Origin of the sequence: Mycobacterium sp. IEC1808 (genome assembly GCF_002101935.1) — a bacterium.
Taxonomy (GTDB): Bacteria; Actinomycetota; Actinomycetes; order Mycobacteriales; family Mycobacteriaceae; genus Mycobacterium.
Window position 1 is genome coordinate 379,550 of record NZ_LQPV01000005.1, and the last position, 17,237, is coordinate 396,786.

The following is a 17,237-nucleotide window of genomic DNA, read 5'->3' on the forward strand; positions in this document are numbered from 1 at the left end:
GGTGCTTCTCGGGGGGCGGCCCCACACCCAACAGCGACTGCCCAGGTTAGCAGTCGGTTACGTTTTTTCCCAAAAGGGGAACCCGTGGCCTGCTACAACGCCGATGTGAGGCACCATCTCTAAAGTGAGTCTTCCGAGCCAGCTTGAGGACACCAGGCGGGGATCGCGCGGCGCCGCGGCGCGGCCGGATGCGCGCTCCGAACGCATCTTCCGCGGCTACACCGCGTCGGACTCGTACGCCGACGTTTACTCCAAGGCCTTCGACGAGATGTTCGACGCCCAGGGCACGGTCCGCGGCCCGTACAAGGGCATCTACGCCGAGCTGGCGCCGTCCGACGCGTCCGAGCTGAAGGCCCGCGCCGAGGCGCTGGGCCGCGCGTTCATCGACCAGGGCATCACGTTCTCGCTGTCGGGCCAGGAGCGGCCGTTCCCGCTCGACCTGGTGCCGCGCGTCATCTCGGCGGCCGAGTGGAGCCGGTTGGAGCGCGGCATCACCCAGCGGGTCAAGGCGCTCGAGATGTACCTCGATGACATCTACGGCGATCAGGAAATCCTCAACGACGACATCATTCCGCGCCGCCTGATCACCTCCTGCGAACACTTTCACCGGGAGGCCTTCGGCATCGTCCCGCCCAACGGGGTGCGGATCCACGTCGCCGGCATCGACCTGATCCGCGACGAGAAGGGCAATTTCCGCGTCCTGGAGGACAACCTGCGCTCGCCCTCGGGGGTGTCGTACGTGATGGAGAACCGGCGCACCATGGCGCGGGTCTTCCCCAACCTGTTCGCCACCCACCGGGTGCGCGCGGTCGACGACTACGCCTCCCACCTGCTGCGCGCGCTGCGCAATTCCGCGGCCACCAACGAGGCCGATCCCACCGTCGTCGTCCTGACCCCCGGCGTGGCGAACTCGGCCTACTTCGAGCATTCGCTGCTGGCCCGCCAGATGGGCGTCGAGCTCGTCGAAGGCCGCGACCTGTTCTGCCGCGACAACCAGGTGTACATGCGCACCACCGAGGGCGAGCGCCAGGTCGACGTCATCTACCGGCGCATCGACGACACGTTCCTGGACCCGCTGCAGTTCCGCGCCGACTCGGTGCTCGGGGTGGCCGGCCTGGTCAACGCCGCCCGCGCCGGCAACGTCGTCATCTCCAGCGCGATCGGCAACGGCGTGGGCGACGACAAGCTCGTCTACACCTACGTGCCGACAATGATCGAGTACTACCTGGGCGAGAAGCCCCTGCTGGCCAACGTCGAGACGTATCGATGCTGGCTCGACGACGAGCGCGAAGAGGTCCTCGACCGCATCGACGAATTAGTGCTCAAGCCGGTCGAAGGGTCCGGCGGCTACGGCATCGTCTTCGGCCCGGAGGCGTCCGACAAAGAGTTGGCCGCCGTCGCCAAGAAGATCCGCGACGATCCGCGGAGCTGGATCGCGCAGCCGATGATGGAGCTGTCGACCGTGCCGACGCAGATCGGCAGCTCGCTGGCGCCCCGCTACGTCGACCTGCGGCCGTTCGCGGTCAACGACGGCGACGACGTGTGGGTGCTTCCGGGCGGATTGACCCGGGTGGCCCTGGTCGAGGGCTCGCGGGTGGTCAACTCCAGCCAGGGCGGCGGGTCGAAGGACACCTGGGTGTTGGCGCCGCGCGCCGCGGCGGGCGCCCGGGAGCTGGGCGCCGCGGAGGTGGTGCGGTCGTTGCCGAAGTCCATCCCGGATCCGGTGCTCGACGGTTCGCCACGGCTGTCGCAGCAGCAGGCGCAGCCCAACGGGGCGCCGGACGAGCAGCCCCAGCAGCAGCAACAGCAGAGGATGCGCTGATGCTGGCCCGCAACGCCGAGGCGCTCTACTGGATCGGTCGCTACGTCGAGCGCGCCGACGACACCGCACGGATCCTGGACGTCGCGCTGCACCAGCTGCTCGAGGATTCCAGCGTCGACCCGGACCAGGCATCCCGGTTGCTGTTGCGCGTCCTCGGCATCGACCCACCGGATCACGACCTCGACGTGTGGTCGTTGACCGACCTGGTGGCCTTCAGCACCAACGCGTCGGGCGGGTGTTCGATCGTCGATGCCATCACCGCGGCGCGGGAGAACGCGAAGTCGGCGCGGGAGGTGACGTCCAGCGAAATCTGGGAGTGCCTCAACACCACCTACCACGCCCTGGCAGAACGCGAGCGCGCCGCGAAACGCCTTGGGCCGCATGAATTCCTGGCGTTCATCGAGGGCCGCGCGGCGATGTTCGCCGGGCTGGCCGACTCGACGCTGTCGCGCGACGACGGATACCGGTTCATGTTGCTGGGCCGCGCGATCGAGCGGGTCGACATGACGGTGCGGCTGCTGCTGTCGCGGGTCGGCGACAGCGCGTCGTCGCCGGCGTGGGTGACCCTGCTGCGTTCGGCGGGCGCACACGACACCTACCTGCGGACCTACCGGGGGGTGTTGGACGCGGGCCGGGTGGTCCAATTCATGTTGCTGGACCGGCTGTTTCCGCGCTCGGTGTTCTACTCGTTGAGGCTGGCCGAGGACAACCTTGACGAGCTGGTGCACAGCCCGCAGAGCCGGATCGGGGCGACCGCCGAAGCGCAGCGGTTGCTCGGGAAGGCCCGCAGCGAACTGGAATTCGTCCAACCGGGTGTGTTGCTCGAGTCGCTGGACAGCCGCTTGGCGGGCCTGCAGCGAACCTGTCGTGACGTCGGAGAAGCGTTGTCGCTGCAGTACTTCCACGTGACCCCCTGGGTTGCGTGGTCGGACGCGGGCCAGGGCGCCCGACTGGTCGGCAGGCAGGGCGAAAACTGATGTGGCGGCTGCGCGTAGTCCACACCACCGGTTACGCCTACCAGTCGCCGGTGACGGCCTCCTATAACGAGGCCCGCCTGACCCCGCGATCGGACACCAGGCAAAACGTCATCCTCAATCGCGTCGAAACTATCCCGGCGACAAGGTCGCACCGCTACATCGACTATTGGGGCACCGCCGTCACCGCGTTCGACTTGCACGCGCCGCACACCGATCTCACGGTGACCTCGTCGTCGGTCGTCGAGACCGAACGGGGGGAGCCGGCGGTGTCCGAGGTCAGCTGGAGCGACCTGCGGTCCGAGGCCGTGATCGATCGTTTCGACGAATTGCTGCGCCCCACCGCGCACACCCCGACTGGCAAGCGCGTCGCGTCGGTGGCCAAGAAGATCGCCAAGTCCTATGACCCCGCCGAGGCCGTCGTCGTGGCGGGCAAGTGGGTGCGCGGCGAGCTGGACTATCTGCCGGGGACCACCGGGGTGCACTCCTCCGGGCTGGACGCGCTGAACGAGGGCAAGGGCGTCTGCCAGGACTTCGTGCACCTGTCGCTGATGTTGTTGCGCGCCATGGGAATTCCGGGACGCTACGTGTCCGGGTATCTGCACCCGAAGCGGAACGCCGTAGTGGGCGACACAGTCGACGGGCGAAGCCATGCATGGATTCAGGCCTGGACCGGTGGCTGGTGGAGCTTCGACCCCACCAACGACAGCGAGATCACCGAGCAGTACGTAAGCGTCGGCGCCGGGCGCGACTACACCGATGTCGCCCCGCTCAAGGGCATCTATTCCGGGGAAGGCGCGACCGATCTCGACGTGATCGTGGAGGTCACCCGGCTCGCCTAGCCGGAACCGACGCCGGCCATATCGACCGCGCCCGCCAGCATTGCTTGTGGCCCTGCGACTACAAACGACATCCGGCACCTCGCGCCTTCGTGGATGTATTGCCGAAGCGGATCGTATCGCTATCCGAACTCACCCGGCCGGGTTTGCCGGTCGACCGATCGATTTGTAGCCGGGGTGGACATGCGGCGCCAGCCCCTGCTGCCGTGCCACCGCCGCGAGCAGCTCCCGCAGGGTGCCGTATTGCTCCGCGTCAAGCGTGGCGGCGAACCGGAGCTCGTGCTGGCGTGCGAGCTCGGAGAGCTTGCGCATCAACCTTTTTCCGGCGGCGGTGAGGTACAGGGCATGCAACCGGCGATCGTCGGGGTTGCGGCGCCGCTCGACGTAGCCGCGTTCCTCCAGTTCGTCGACGTAGACGACGACCCGGCTGGGCAGCATGCCCAGTTGGGCGCTGAGGGCCTGCTGACTGCGGCCGGGTTCCGCGGCGATGGCGCGCAGGATTCCCGCGTGCGGGGGCGTCAACTCGAGGGTGGCCACCTGTTCGGCGAACAGCGTCGCGGCGTGATGGCCGAGCTGAGCCAACAGGAAGGCCACGCCGTCGGGACGGTCGGGAACTGATGTCACCGGGCCATCATAGCGTTCGCGAATGATTCGTCCTGTGAATCATTCACGGGCTTGTGCAGTAGCTGAAGCCGGCATATCGTTCATCGCATGAACGATTCACGAGGAGATGGAAATCGGCCGCTGGCCGGCCCCCGGCGGCAGGGCGGACCGCCGCTGGTGTTGCTTGCCGTCGTGAGTGTCGGATTGCTGTTCGGCGGCCTCGCGATCGGGGTCGCGTTGGGCGGCGTGATGCCGTTGCCCTACGGCCCGGCGGCCCCGGTTATCGCGTACGTCCGCGGCCAGCCGCTCGCGGTGCAAGTGATCGCCACCGCGGTGTTCGCGTCGTCGGTGCCGTTGACGATCTACGCGGCGACGGCCAGCGCCCGGTTGCGGCAACTCGGCGTCACCGCCCCCGGCGCGACGATCGCCCTCGCCGGCGGGACGCTGGCCGCGGGTGCCCTGGGCCTGGCGGGGTTGCTCGGCTGGACGCTGTCACGCCCGGACGTCAGCGCCGACGCCGCGCTGGTCCGGGCCGTCTACTTCCTGGTGTTCCTTGTCGGCGGCCCGGGCCACATCGTGGCGCTGGGTCTGCTGGTGGCGGGCATGGCGGTCCCCAGCCTCGTCTTGGGGTTGACGCCGCGCCCGGTGGCGTGGACCGGCCTGGCGATCGCCGCGTTGGCCGAAGCGGCGACGTTGGTCCTGGTGTGGCCCGAACTCGGGGTGATCCTGCCGATCGCGCGTGTCTCGGCGCTGGCTTGGCTGATAGTGGAGGGCGCCCTACTTCCGCTGCGCCGCAACGACATTCGCCGGACGGCGGCTACGAGCGCGGGTTGACCTCGACACGATGCAGGTCGTCGCCGAGTTCGATGCGCCCGCCGAATTTGGTGGCGGCCAGCGCGCGCCACTGTTCCTCTTGCCCGGGCACCAGCGCAGGCACGTAGTGCGTCATCACCAGGGTGCCCACGCTCGCGCGGTCGGCGGTCGTCGCCGCCTCCTCCACCGACGAGTGGTAATCGCAGATGTCCTGAAGCCGCTGCTGCGGGATGTTGGCGACGATGTCCTTGCGGATCACGGTGTGCACCAATGCGTTTGCGCCGCTTGCCAGTTCGTCCAGGCCCGCGCATGGGACCGTGTCTCCCGCCAGCACCACCGAGGTTGCGCCGGATTCGATGCGGAACCCGATGGTCGGTGTCACCGGTCGGTGGTCGGTCGGCGCGACCCGGATCGACACCCCGTCGCGGTCCCACACCGGGCCTTCGGTGCACTCGTGAACCTCGACCGCCGGTGGCGCGTTCAGGTCGGCGTGATGGGCGATCCGGTAGCCGATGTCGTGGCCGAACGCCTTGAGCGTCGCCTCCACGGTCTCCGCGGTGCCGGGCGGCCCGATGATCGGCAGCGGCGTGGGCTCGGGCGCAAAGGTGGAGATCCACCGGGTGATCAGCAGGTCGCCGAGATCGCCGATGTGGTCGCTGTGCAGGTGAGTGAGCAGCAGCGCCGACAAACCGGCGGCGCCCACGCCGACCGCCGCCGCGCGCTGCAGCACCCCACGCCCGCAGTCGACCAAAAACACCTGTCCGCCGGCCCGCACCAGGGTCGACGGACCGGCGCGGTTGGGATCGGGGATGGGGCTTCCGGTGCCCAACAGGGTGATCTCGATCATCGGCCTATCCTCGCAAGCGGCACAGGGCCGCAGGGGCATTTGACCGATGCGAGTTTGGGCTGGGAATCCGAGGGTATGGGAGCCGCGGTTGCCGCTTTTCGTGTTGGCTTCCCCGCCGAGCGAGTTAGCCGTAGCCTGATGTGAAGCGGATCACAACCGGCTGGAGGCCTTGATGCGGATTGCGGACGTCTTGCGGAACAAGGGCGCGGCGGTGGTGACGATCAACCCCGATGCGACCGTCAAGGAGCTGCTCGCCGGCCTCGCCGAGCAAAACATCGGCGCCATGGTGGTGGTCGGCGACGAGGGCGTCGTCGGCATCGTCTCGGAGCGCGACGTCGTGCGCCAACTGCACACCCACGGCGCGAGCGTGCTGTCGCGGCCGGTCTCCAAGATCATGACCTCCACGGTCGCCACGTGCACGAAGTCGGACACGGTGGACTCGCTGAGCGTGCTGATGACCAAGAACCGAGTGCGCCACGTGCCGGTGCTGGACGGCAAGAAGCTGATCGGCATCGTCAGCATCGGTGACGTGGTGAAGACGCGGATGGAGGAGCTCGAGGCCGAGCACGAGCAGCTGCAGTCCTACATCACCCAGGGCTGATTGCCCGGCTCGGCGATCTGCGGGCACTAGCTCCAGGCGTAGTCCGCCCGTAGCCGGGCGGCGATGACGTCGAAGATTTCGCGGTCCAGGATCGCGCCCTCGCGGCGAATGCCCTCCTCGGGCACGTCCAGCACCCGGTCCAGGCGAACCCAGCTCTCCCGGCCCTCGTAATCCCAGGCGCCGGCCCCGATCCCCACCCAGTCGCGATCGCCCGCGTGGCGCTGCTGGCTGGAGACCATCAGCCCCAACAGGACGCGGCGGTCACGGCCCACGACCAGGACCGGTCGATCCTTCCCCCGGGTGGGGTCGTCCTCGTAGGCCACCCACGTCCACACGATCTCGCCGGGATCGGCCCGGCCGTCGAGGTTCGGGGCGTAGACCAGCTTTCGCGCCCGTTGGGCGGTGGGAAAGCTGGTGCTGGTCACCGGCCGCCCCGTCGCGATCTCGGCCGGTGACTGTGGCGCGGCCGCGGCGATGACGTTCGCGGTGATCTTCACGGCGCGCTCGAGTTCGCGCGCGACGACCTGGGCGGTCTGCGCGTAGATCACCACATTTCGGGCGAAGCGCTGCAACGTCTTCCATTGGGATTTGCGGGGAGACGCCATATTCGCAGCATAACCACGGGCGGCCGGGTTCGAATGTGTCCAAGTAGGTCCCGGCGACCGCGCACAGATACCCTGGACATACCGCTCAGGCGGCCTCGAGCAGGCCCAGACCAGGAGATTCCCATCAGCAGTTTCGCCGACAAGACCTTCACCCCGCCGGCGCAGATCAGGAATTTCTGCATCATCGCTCACATCGACCACGGCAAGTCGACGCTGGCGGACCGGATGCTTCAGCTCACCGGCGTCGTCGACGAGCGGTCGATGCGCGCCCAGTACCTCGACCGGATGGACATCGAGCGGGAGCGCGGGATCACCATCAAGGCGCAGAATGTGCGGCTGCCTTGGAAAATCGATGACACCGACTATGTTCTGCACCTGATCGACACCCCGGGCCACGTCGACTTCACCTACGAGGTGTCGCGCGCGTTGGAGGCCTGCGAAGGCGCGGTATTGCTGGTGGACGCCGCCCAGGGCATCGAGGCGCAGACGCTGGCCAACCTGTACCTGGCGCTGGACCGTGACCTGCACATCATCCCGGTGCTCAACAAGATCGACCTGCCGGCCGCCGACCCCGACCGCTACGCCGGCGAGATCGCCCACATCATCGGCTGCGAGCCTGAGGACGTGTTGCGGGTGTCCGGCAAGACCGGGGAGGGCGTCGCCGACCTGCTCGACCACGTCGTGCGTGAGGTCCCGCCGCCCGAGGGTGACGCCGACGCGCCCACCCGCGCGATGATCTTCGACTCCGTCTACGACATCTACCGCGGCGTGGTCACCTACGTGCGCGTGGTAGACGGCAAGATCACCCCGCGCGAACGGATCGCGATGATGTCCACCGGCGCCACCCACGAACTGCTCGAGGTCGGCATCGTCTCGCCCGAACCCAAGCCCAGCGACGGCCTCGGGGTTGGGGAGGTGGGTTACCTGATCACGGGGGTGAAGGACGTCCGGCAGTCCAAGGTCGGCGACACCGTGACGACCGCCCGCCACGGCGCCACCGAGGCGCTGACGGGCTATCGCGAACCCAAGCCGATGGTCTATTCGGGGCTGTATCCCGTCGACGGCTCGGACTACCCGGATCTGCGCGACGCCCTGGACCGCCTGCAGCTCAACGACGCCGCCCTGACCTACGAGCCGGAGACGTCGGTCGCGCTGGGCTTCGGTTTCCGCTGTGGCTTCCTCGGTCTGCTGCACATGGAGATCACCCGCGAACGCCTGGAGCGCGAATTCGACCTGGACCTGATCTCGACGTCGCCGAACGTCGTCTATCGGGTCGTCAAAGAGGATGACAGCGAGATCGTGGTGACCAACCCGTCGGACTGGCCGGAAGGCAAGATCCGCATCGTCTACGAACCCGTCGTGAAGACCACCATCATCGCCCCCAGCGAGTTCATCGGCACCATCATGGAGCTGTGCCAGTCCCGGCGGGGCGAACTGGGCGGCATGGATTACCTGTCGCCCGAGCGGGTGGAATTGCGCTACACCATGCCGCTCGGCGAGATCATCTTCGACTTCTTCGATTCCCTGAAGTCGCGCACCCGCGGCTATGCCAGCCTCGACTACGAGGAGGCCGGCGAGCAGGAGGCCGAGCTGGTCAAGGTCGACATCCTGCTGCAGGGCGAGGCCGTCGACGCGTTCAGCGCGATCGTGCACAAGGATTCGGCGTACGCCTACGGCAACAAGATGACCACCAAGCTCAAGGAGCTGATCCCGCGCCAGCAGTTCGAGGTGCCGGTACAGGCGGCCATCGGATCGAAAATCATTGCCCGCGAGAACATTCGAGCGATCCGCAAGGACGTGCTGTCCAAATGCTATGGCGGCGACATCACCCGCAAACGGAAACTTCTGGAAAAGCAGAAGGAAGGCAAGAAGCGGATGAAGACGATCGGCCGGGTGGAGGTGCCGCAGGAGGCGTTCGTCGCCGCGCTGTCCACCGACGCCGCCGGGGACAAGGGTAAGAAGTAGCCGTGCGAATCCTCGGGCCGGCGACGGCGTTGATGTTGGTCGCCGCGGTGGCGGCCGGATGCGGCGGCGTTGTGGATGGCACGGCGAAACCGGCGCCCAACCTAAAGCCACGCCCGCTCACCGGCGACACCGTCCGCCGGGTACTGCTCGACGGCGACGTTTTGTCGCGGATGCTCAACCAGCCCTTCGCCACCCGCAAGCCGGCCGAGTTCGGCGGACCCGGCGTGCTGAGCCAAAAGGACGAAACCGTCTCGCCGGCCAATTGCCTGGGCGTGACGGCGATGCTGCAGAAAAGCGTCTACCAGTCCGCGGACGTCAAAGACGTTGCGGCGCAGGCGTGGTGGAACAACGGCGATCCGGCGCAGGTGATCAGCGTCATCGAGGGCGTCGTCGCCCTGCCGTCGGCCGCGCAGGCCCAGGCGCTGTTCGCGCAGTTCTCGCAGCAGTGGCAGCAGTGCAACGGCACCACGACGACGGAGCAGAACGGCCCGATCAGCACGACAATCGTCATCGGCGACGTCCGCATACCGGACGCCTCCAAAACCATTGTCGCGGCGACGAATACCGCGACGTCGGTGCTTCCCAACATGCCGCCCCTGCGGCCCACGCCACAGGCGCGGGCCATCGGGGTCCAGTTGAACTGCCTCGTCGAGGTGGAGGTCGTCTTCTTCGGCGACCGGCGCCCGTCCGACCCGGGATCGGGCAACCTGGACACCAGCGGCATCGACGTCGCGCGCGCCATGATGGACAAGGTCAGTGCCCTGAGCTGACACGGCGCCTCGTCACAAGCTGAGACGTTCCTGGGCTCTCCCTGCCTCCTCGGTGTGTCTTGCGGAGGCCCTCTTCGCCCCAAAGTAAACTCTCGGTGAACGAAAGAGGGCTGAACGATGAATGAAATGCGTATGAGAGGTAAATCACACGGCCGATGTCCGGCGCGCATGGGACGACGCTGGTGCGTGGTGGCCGCGCTACTGCTCGCGATGTCGACCGCCGGCTGCGCCACGGTTGTCGACGGCACGGCGCGACCGGCGCCGGGCATGGCGCCGCGGTCGCTGCACGGGCAAACCATCAAGCAGGTGCTGCTGGGTCATCGGGCCTTGGCGGGAATTCTCAACCAGTCCTTCAAGATCGACCCTCGTTTTCGGCCGCGGTTCGGTGGTCCCGACGCGTTATTGGACGACGGGTGGCTCTCGCCCGGCGACTGCCTGGGCGTGGCGTCGATGCTGCAGCGAGTCGTCTATCAATCCAGCCAGGTGCGTCACGTCGCGGTTCAGACCTGGCGGCACGCCCCGAAGTCCGTGGAGGTGACCAGCGTCAAGGAGGGCGTGGTCAGCCTGCCCAGCCCCGCCGAGGCCCAGGCGCTGTTCGAAAAATTCTCCCAGCAGTGGCAAAAATGCGATGGCACGACGATGCCCTTGTCGGGCACGGTGTTCAAGCTCAAGGCTGCGGTCACCAACGTCGAGGCCACGAATCCGGTTGTCTCGGCGACCATTTCGATGGGGTTCGCGTCGCGCAGCTTGGATTCGGCGTCCCTGCAGTCCGGGCGGGCTCTGGGCGTCCGCGGCAACTGCCTGGTCGAGGTCGAGGTCGCCTTCTTCGGTGATACGCAGCCGCCGGACCCCGGCGCCGATCCTCAGGCCAGTGCCGTCGACATCGCGCAGGCCATTCTGGACAAGGTCGGCGCGCTGAGCTGACGGGGATCTACACCGGCGCGTTGGCCGGCTGGAACGTGCCCGATCCGTCGGCCTCCTCTTCGGCCCGGATGACGTGCACGACGGCGTTGATCAGGGCCAGGTGTGTGAACGCCTGCGGGAAGTTGCCCAGGTGCCGTCCGGTGCGCGGCTCGATCTCCTCGGCGTAGAGGTGCAGCGGGCTGGCGTAGGCGAGCAGGCGCTCGCAGAGCCGCTTGGCGCGGCTCACCTCGCCGATCTCGACCAGCGCCGAGACCAACCAGAACGAGCAGATCGTGAACGTGCCCTCCTCGCCGGACAGCCCGTCGTCGGTCTCCTCGACCCGGTAGCGCAGCACCAGGCCCTCCTCGGTCAGCTCGTTGGCGATCGCCAGCACGGTGTTGCGCACCCGCGGGTCGTCCGGCGGCAGGAACCGGGTCAGCACGACCAGCAGCAGCGAGGCGTCCAGCGCGTCGCTGCCGTAGCGCTGGGTGAACACGCCGCGCGAGTCGACCCCGTGCTCGAGGATGTCGTTCTTGATCTCCTCGGCGATCGCCCGCCACTGCTGGGCATAGCTCTTCTCGCCCTGCCGCTCGGCAAGCTTGGAGCCGCGGTCGAGCGCCACCCAGCACATCACCTTCGACGACGTGAAATGCTGCGGCTCCCCGCGCACCTCCCAGATGCCGCGGTCGGGCTCGCGCCAATGCTTGATCGCCTCTTCGACCTGCTTCTTGAGCACCGGCCATAGGGTCTCCGGGATTTGCTCTCGCGACTTGGCGTGCAGGTAGAACGAGTCCAGGATCGAGCCCCAGATGTCGTGCTGAACCTGGTCGTAGGCGCCGTTGCCGATCCGCACCGGACGGGCGTGGTCGTAACCGGAGAGGTGGTGCAGCTCCTCTTCGACCAGGCTGCGCTCGCCGCCGACGCCGTACATCACCTGCAGCGGGTGGCGCTCGTTGCTGTTGGCGCCGGAGACGTCGGCGATGAACGCGAAGAAGTCGTCGGCCTCGCGGTCGAGTCCCAGGGTGTAGAGGCCCCACAGCGCGAACGTCGAGTCGCGGACCCAGGCATAGCGGTAATCCCAGTTGCGCTCGCCGTGCGGCGTCTCGGGGAGCGACGTGGTGCTGGCCGCCAGCAGCGCGCCCGTGGGCGAATACGTCAGACCCTTCAGCGTCAGCGCGCTGCGCTGCAGGTAGGCGCGCCAGGGGTGGTCGGGGAAGTTCCCGATGTTGATCCACTGCCGCCAGCACTCGGTGGTCTGCCACATCTTGTCGGCGGCCTCTTCGTAGGTCTGCGGCGCCGGGTGCTTGGTCCAGCTCAGGGCGACGAACACGTCATCGCCCTCTTTCATCCGGGTACGCGCCCGCGCTTCCCGGCCCTCCAGCCCGATGCGCAGGTTGGTGGTCAGCCGCAGCGTCGGGTGCGCGTCGGGCTGCTTGCTGGCGCGCGCGATGGCCTCGCCGTAGGCGTTGGCCGAATATTCCCAGGTGACGCCGACGCGGTGGTAGTCGAACGCCGGCTCGCAGCTCATCATCAGCTCGACGGTGCCGCTGACGCAGCGCACCGTGCGCAGCAGGATGTGCTCGGCGTCCCAATCCATCGGGGTGCGGCGATGCGTCCGCGAGCGGCGCTCGATGTCATGCCACGGGCCCATCACCAGCGCGTCACGCACGATCAGCCACCCGGTATGGGTCTGCCAGGTGGTCTCCATGATCAGGCTGCCCGGAAGGTAGCGGCGCGCCGAGGGCACCGAGACGCCGTACGGGCCGAGTCGAAAGTGGCCGGCGCTACGGTCCAGGATGGCGCCGAACACGCTCGGGGAGTCGGGTCGGGGCACGCACAGCCATTCGACCGACCCGGCGGGCGAGATCAGGCACGTCGTCTCCCAGTCGGACAGGAACGCGTAGTCGGCGATCGGCGGAAATGGGTTCCGCAGCGACGCGGTGGGCGCGAGCGGGGCGGGCGCGCTGAAATCGATCGGCGCAGCCAGCGCCGGCTCGGGAGTCGCGTCGAACGCCTCCAGGGGTGCCTCCGCGGGGGCGCCGTCGGCCGGCTGGTCGGCGGGTTGGGCGTGCAGAACCATGCCGACATCATCGACTGTCAACCTGCCCGGCGTCCAATGTTTCCATTAGGTGTCGGTTGGGTGCGGGCGCCGGGGGCGAATAGGGTGAGCCGGGTGGGCGGGTTCCTGAATTGGTGGGACGGCAACGAGCTGTGGCTCTCGGGGCTCGCGTTCGTGCTCCAAGCCATGATCGTGATGCCCGTCGTTTTGGCGGTGGCCTACGTCACGGCTGGCCTGCTGGACCGCCTGCTCGGAAAGGGCATCAAGCTGATGCGCCGTGTTCGGCACGCCGATGGGGCGCCCGGGTAACGCCCATGCCTCGCTCGCACGTGACGTTGATTCTGGTCGCCCTCGTGGCGCTGGTGATCGTCACATGGCTAGCGACGCACTGACGCTCGGTCGGGTGCGCGGTGGCGGCCCACCGAATTCCTGTTAGGCTTCGCGACATGCACATGGCAACCGGCGTGGTGGAATGCGCTGTCTTTGTGCACTGTTGTCGCTGACTCCAACCCGTGCGCGGTTTGGTTAGGGGTCGTCGACTCTCCTGAAGTCTCATCGCCTTTCCGCTGCAACGGGATCCAGACCAGTTGTCCCGCCCGAAACAGCAATGAAAGGCCGCCAATGCTCACCGACATCGGCAGTGCCCGGCGCTGGCGGACTGCTGGAGGCATGGCCATACTCGCCCTGATCGTCGGTGTCGTCGCCGCTTGTCAAGGCGGCCCCAGCGACGTGGTGGGCGGGAGCGGCCCCAGCAATGCGCGCACGAGTCTCACCCTTGTCGCCTATTCGGCCCCGGAACCCGGCTGGAGCAAGGTGATCCCCGCCTTCAACGCCTCCGACGAGGGCAAGGGCATCCAGGTGATCACCTCCTACGGCGCCTCCGGCGACCAGTCCCGCGGCGTAGCCGAGGGTAAGCCGGCCGATCTCGTCAACTTCTCGGTCGAACCCGACGTCACCCGGTTGGTCAAGGCGGGCAAGGTATCCAAGGACTGGAACACCGACGCCACCAAGGGAATCCCGTTCGGGTCGGTCGTCACGCTGGTGGTGCGCAAGGGAAATCCGAAGAACATCAAGGACTGGGATGACCTGCTGCGGAACGGCATTGAGGTCATCACGCCCAGCCCGCTGAGTTCGGGATCGGCCAAGTGGAATCTGCTTGCCCCCTATGCCGTCAAGAGTGAAGGCGGCGCCAACGGTCAGGCCGGCATCGACTTCATCCACAAATTGGTGAGCGAACACGTCAAGCTGCGCCCCGGTTCGGGACGGGAAGCCACCGACGTCTTCGTCCAGGGCAGCGGTGACGTCTTGATCAGCTACGAGAACGAGGCGATCGCGACCGAACGGGCGGGCAAGCCGGTCGAGCACGTCAATCCGCCGCAGACGTTCAAGATCGAGAACCCATTGGCGGTGGTGACCACCAGCCCCCACCTGGACGCCGCCGTGGCTTTCAAGAACTTTCAGTACACCGCGGCTGCGCAGAAGGTCTGGGCGCAGGCCGGCTTCCGGCCGGTCGATCCCGCCGTGGCCGCGGATTTCCGCAGCCAGTTCCCCGTGCCGGCGAAGCTGTGGACGATCGCCCAGCTCGGCGGCTGGGCCGCGGTGGACCCGCAACTGTTCGACAAGAACACGGGCAGCATCACCAAGATCTACACGAAGGCGACGGGATGACGGCCACCATCACGCCCGTCCCCGACGCGACACGAGCCTTCCGGCGCCCGCGCGGGTCGGGCACCACATCGTTGCGGGTCGGCGTCGCGACGCTGTGGCTGTCGGTGATCGTGCTGCTCCCGCTGGGGGCCATCGCGTGGCAGGCCGCCGGCGGCGGCTGGCATGCCTTCTGGCTCGCCGTAACGTCGAACGCCGCGCTGGAGTCGTTCCGGGTGACGCTCACCATCTCCGCCGGGGTGACGGCGGTCAACCTGGTGTTCGGGCTGGTGATCGCCTGGATGCTGGTGCGCGACGACTTCTTCGGCAAACGACTGGTCGACGCCATCATCGACCTGCCGTTCGCGCTGCCGACTATCGTCGCCAGCCTGGTGATGCTGGCCTTGTATGGGAACAACAGCCCGGTGGGACTGCACCTGCAGCACACCGCTTGGGGCGTGGCGGTGGCGCTGGCCTTCGTCACCCTGCCGTTCGTGGTGCGGGCCGTCCAGCCGGTGCTGCTGGAGATCGACCGGGAGACCGAGGAAGCGGCGGCGTCGCTGGGCGCGAATGGTCCGAAGATCTTCACCTCGGTCGTGTTGCCGTCGCTGACGCCGGCCTTGTTATCCGGTGCGGGCCTGGCGTTCTCGCGAGCGATAGGCGAGTTCGGTTCGGTGGTGCTGATCGGCGGCGCGGTGCCGGGCAAGACCGAAGTGTCCTCCCAGTGGATACGGACGCTGATCGAGAACGACGACCGCACCGGAGCCGCCGCGATATCCATCGTGCTGCTTGCGATTTCGTTTACCGTGCTGTTCATCCTGCGCATCGTGGGCGGGCGCGCGGCCAAACGCGAGGAGTTGGCATAATGACGGCGTCGTCGACGAGGTCTCGCTACCTCATCCGATTCCTCGGGCTGACATACATCTTCGTGTTGCTCGTGGTTCCGGTGTCGCTGATCCTGTGGCGGACCTTCCGCCCCGGGATCGGCCAGTTCTTCGACTGGGTGAGCACGCCGGCCGCGGTATCGGCGCTGAATTTGACGCTGCTGGTGGTGGCCATTGTGGTGCCGCTCAACGTCGTTTTCGGGATTCCGACCGCGCTGGTGCTGGCGCGCAACCGGTTTCGGGGCAAGGGCGTGCTGCAGGCGGTCATCGACCTGCCGTTCGCGGTCTCGCCCGTCATCGTGGGCGTGGCATTGATCCTGCTGTGGGGGGCGGGCGGCGCCTTCGGGTTCGTCGAAAACAACCTCGGCCTGAAGATCATTTTCGGCCTCCCCGGGATCGTGCTGGCCAGCATCTTCGTCACGCTGCCGTTCGTGGTGCGCGAAGTGGAGCCGGTGCTGCACGAGTTGGGAACCGATCAGGAGGAGGCGGCGGCCACCCTGGGTTCGAGTTGGTGGCAGACGTTTTGGCGGATCACGTTGCCGTCCATCCGATGGGGATTGACCTACGGCATCGTGCTGACCGTCGCGCGCACGCTCGGCGAGTTCGGCGCGGTGATCATCGTGTCGTCCAACCTGCCGGGCAAGTCGCAAACGCTGACATTGCTTGTCGCGGACCGGTACAACCGCGGTGCCGAGTACGGCGCCTACGCGCTCTCGACGCTGCTGATGGGTGTGGCCGTGCTGGTCCTGATCTTCCAGCTGGTCCTCGACGTCCGCCGGGCACGAGCGACCAAGTAAGCCGGACAAGGAGACTCGCAGATGACCGACAATCCGACCGAGGCCCGCGAGCACGCGATCACGGTGCGCGACGCTTACAAGCGTTACGGCGATTTCGTGGCGTTGGATCATGTGGATTTCGTGGTGCCGAAGGGTTCGTTGACGGCGTTGTTGGGGCCCAGTGGGTCGGGCAAGTCGACGCTGTTGCGCGCCATCGCGGGGCTGGATCAGCCCGACAGTGGCACGGTGACGATCGACGGCCTGGATGTCACGCGGGTGCCGCCGCAGCGGCGCGGGATCGGGTTCGTGTTTCAGCATTACGCGGCGTTCAAGCACCTGACGGTGCGCGACAACGTGGCCTATGGGCTCAAGATCCGCAAGCGGCCCAAGGCCGAGATCAAAGAGAAGGTGGACAACCTGCTGGAGGTGGTGGGGCTCAGCGGTTTTCAGACCCGTTATCCCAACCAGCTCTCCGGCGGTCAGCGTCAGCGCATGGCGTTGGCCCGGGCGCTGGCGGTCGACCCCCAGGTGTTGTTGCTCGACGAGCCGTTCGGGGCGCTGGATGCCAAGGTGCGCGAGGATTTGCGGGCGTGGTTGCGCCGCCTGCACGACGAGGTCCATGTGACCACGGTGCTGGTGACCCACGATCAGCAGGAGGCGCTGGACGTGGCCGATCGGATCGCGGTGCTCAACAAGGGCCGCGTCGAGCAGGTCGGCTCGCCCACCGACGTCTACGACTCCCCGGCGACGGCCTTCGTGATGTCCTTCCTCGGTGCGGTGTCCGAGCTGAACGGCGCGCTGGTGCGCCCGCACGACATCCGGGTCGGTCGCAAGCCCGACATGGCGGTGGCCACGGCCGATGCCACCGCGGAGTCGATCGGGGTGGTGCGCGCCACCGTGGATCGGGTGGTTGCCCTGGGCTTCGAGGTGCGCGTCGAGCTGACGAGCGCGGCGACCGGGGGCCCGTTCACCGCGCAGATCACCCGCGGCGACGCCGAGGCACTGGCCCTGCGCGACGGCGACACCGTCTACGTGCGAGCCACCCGGGTGCCACCCCTGCCCAGCGACGTCGTGGTTCCCCGGAGCGGCGACGCCGACGAAGATCAGAGCACGCTGACGTCGGCGTGAGTTA

The 17,237-nt window shown here is 67.5% G+C and carries 17 protein-coding genes; 13 read left to right on the plus strand and 4 right to left on the minus strand.

Going from position 1 to position 17,237, the window contains the following annotated elements; translation table 11 throughout:
• Positions 1 to 115 precede the first annotated feature (115 nt).
• Genes AWB92_RS02885 through AWB92_RS02895 form a run of 3 tightly spaced genes read left to right on the plus strand, consistent with a single transcriptional unit; the run spans position 116 to position 3,638 of the window.
• A complete protein-coding gene (locus AWB92_RS02885; protein WP_085183965.1) occupies positions 116 to 1,822 on the plus strand; it encodes a circularly permuted type 2 ATP-grasp protein in 1,707 nt (568 codons plus the stop codon).
• Positions 1,822 to 2,799 (plus strand): alpha-E domain-containing protein, encoded by a 978-nt coding sequence (locus AWB92_RS02890; RefSeq protein WP_068177226.1) that lies wholly within the window; start codon positions 1,822 to 1,824, stop codon positions 2,797 to 2,799. The genes AWB92_RS02885 and AWB92_RS02890 overlap by 1 nt, the downstream gene beginning before the upstream one ends.
• Positions 2,799 to 3,638 carry a transglutaminase family protein gene (locus tag AWB92_RS02895; protein WP_085183966.1) on the plus strand — a complete coding sequence of 280 codons (840 nt, stop codon included), beginning with the start codon at positions 2,799 to 2,801 and terminating at the stop codon, positions 3,636 to 3,638. Before AWB92_RS02890 ends, AWB92_RS02895 begins: the two co-directional genes overlap by 1 nt.
• A gap of 129 nt (positions 3,639 to 3,767) precedes the next feature.
• Here the strand turns inward: AWB92_RS02895 and AWB92_RS02900 are convergent, their stop codons facing one another.
• Positions 3,768 to 4,259, minus strand: coding sequence for a MarR family winged helix-turn-helix transcriptional regulator (locus tag AWB92_RS02900; RefSeq protein WP_085183967.1), 492 nt, complete (start codon positions 4,257 to 4,259; stop codon positions 3,768 to 3,770).
• 87 nt (positions 4,260 to 4,346) lie between these two features.
• Between AWB92_RS02900 and AWB92_RS02905 the strand changes: the two genes are divergently transcribed.
• On the plus strand, positions 4,347 to 5,072 hold the full coding sequence (locus tag AWB92_RS02905) for a hypothetical protein (RefSeq protein ID WP_173817330.1): 726 nt from the start codon (positions 4,347 to 4,349) through the stop codon (positions 5,070 to 5,072).
• Here AWB92_RS02905 and AWB92_RS02910 read toward each other — a convergent pair.
• Positions 5,056 to 5,898, minus strand: a complete 843-nt coding sequence (locus AWB92_RS02910; RefSeq protein WP_085183968.1) for a ribonuclease Z — start codon at positions 5,896 to 5,898, stop codon at positions 5,056 to 5,058. The genes AWB92_RS02905 and AWB92_RS02910 overlap by 17 nt on opposite strands.
• 172 nt (positions 5,899 to 6,070) lie before the next feature.
• On the opposite strand from AWB92_RS02910, the gene AWB92_RS02915 reads away from it, so the two are divergent.
• Positions 6,071 to 6,499 carry a CBS domain-containing protein gene (locus tag AWB92_RS02915; protein WP_068128117.1) on the plus strand — a complete coding sequence of 143 codons (429 nt, stop codon included), beginning with the start codon at positions 6,071 to 6,073 and terminating at the stop codon, positions 6,497 to 6,499.
• 26 nt (positions 6,500 to 6,525) lie between these two features.
• On the opposite strand, the gene AWB92_RS02920 is transcribed toward AWB92_RS02915, so the two are convergent.
• On the minus strand, positions 6,526 to 7,104 hold the full coding sequence (locus AWB92_RS02920; protein WP_068128120.1) for a type II toxin-antitoxin system PemK/MazF family toxin: 579 nt from the start codon (positions 7,102 to 7,104) through the stop codon (positions 6,526 to 6,528).
• A gap of 33 nt (positions 7,105 to 7,137) precedes the next feature.
• Between AWB92_RS02920 and lepA the strand changes: the two genes are divergently transcribed.
• The 3 genes from lepA (at position 7,138) to AWB92_RS02935 (ending at position 10,763) form a co-directional block, all read left to right on the plus strand.
• The gene (gene lepA, locus AWB92_RS02925; RefSeq protein WP_085183969.1) at positions 7,138 to 9,069 is read left to right on the plus strand and encodes a translation elongation factor 4; all 1,932 of its coding nucleotides are present in this window, start codon (positions 7,138 to 7,140) and stop codon (positions 9,067 to 9,069) included.
• A 2-nt stretch (positions 9,070 to 9,071) separates the two neighbouring features.
• Positions 9,072 to 9,839 carry a sensor domain-containing protein gene (locus AWB92_RS02930; protein WP_085183970.1) on the plus strand — a complete coding sequence of 256 codons (768 nt, stop codon included), beginning with the start codon at positions 9,072 to 9,074 and terminating at the stop codon, positions 9,837 to 9,839.
• A 168-nt stretch (positions 9,840 to 10,007) separates the two neighbouring features.
• Complete coding sequence (locus tag AWB92_RS02935; protein ID WP_085183971.1) at positions 10,008 to 10,763, plus strand: sensor domain-containing protein; 756 nt, start codon at positions 10,008 to 10,010, stop codon at positions 10,761 to 10,763.
• Between the two features lie 7 nt (positions 10,764 to 10,770).
• Here the strand turns inward: AWB92_RS02935 and AWB92_RS02940 are convergent, their stop codons facing one another.
• Positions 10,771 to 12,822 carry a glycoside hydrolase family 15 protein gene (locus AWB92_RS02940; protein ID WP_085183972.1) on the minus strand — a complete coding sequence of 684 codons (2,052 nt, stop codon included), beginning with the start codon at positions 12,820 to 12,822 and terminating at the stop codon, positions 10,771 to 10,773.
• A gap of 93 nt (positions 12,823 to 12,915) precedes the next feature.
• Here AWB92_RS02940 and AWB92_RS02945 point away from each other — a divergent pair, with 93 nt between their 5' ends.
• The 5 genes from AWB92_RS02945 (at position 12,916) to AWB92_RS02965 (ending at position 17,233) form a co-directional block, all read left to right on the plus strand.
• Positions 12,916 to 13,110: a hypothetical protein gene (locus AWB92_RS02945; RefSeq protein ID WP_068110359.1), complete on the plus strand. Its 195-nt coding sequence runs from the start codon at positions 12,916 to 12,918 to the stop codon at positions 13,108 to 13,110.
• Positions 13,111 to 13,422: 312 nt separating this feature from the next.
• A complete protein-coding gene (locus tag AWB92_RS02950) occupies positions 13,423 to 14,469 on the plus strand; it encodes a sulfate ABC transporter substrate-binding protein (protein WP_085183973.1) in 1,047 nt (348 codons plus the stop codon).
• The gene (gene cysT / locus AWB92_RS02955) at positions 14,466 to 15,311 is read left to right on the plus strand and encodes a sulfate ABC transporter permease subunit CysT (RefSeq protein WP_085183974.1); all 846 of its coding nucleotides are present in this window, start codon (positions 14,466 to 14,468) and stop codon (positions 15,309 to 15,311) included. The genes AWB92_RS02950 and cysT overlap by 4 nt, the downstream gene beginning before the upstream one ends.
• Entirely contained in the window at positions 15,311 to 16,126 is an 816-nt protein-coding gene (gene cysW / locus AWB92_RS02960; protein ID WP_068176553.1) for a sulfate ABC transporter permease subunit CysW, read from the plus strand. Before cysT ends, cysW begins: the two co-directional genes overlap by 1 nt.
• A 21-nt stretch (positions 16,127 to 16,147) precedes the next feature.
• Entirely contained in the window at positions 16,148 to 17,233 is a 1,086-nt protein-coding gene (locus AWB92_RS02965; RefSeq protein ID WP_085183975.1) for a TOBE-like domain-containing protein, read from the plus strand.
• Positions 17,234 to 17,237: the final 4 nt, after the last annotated feature.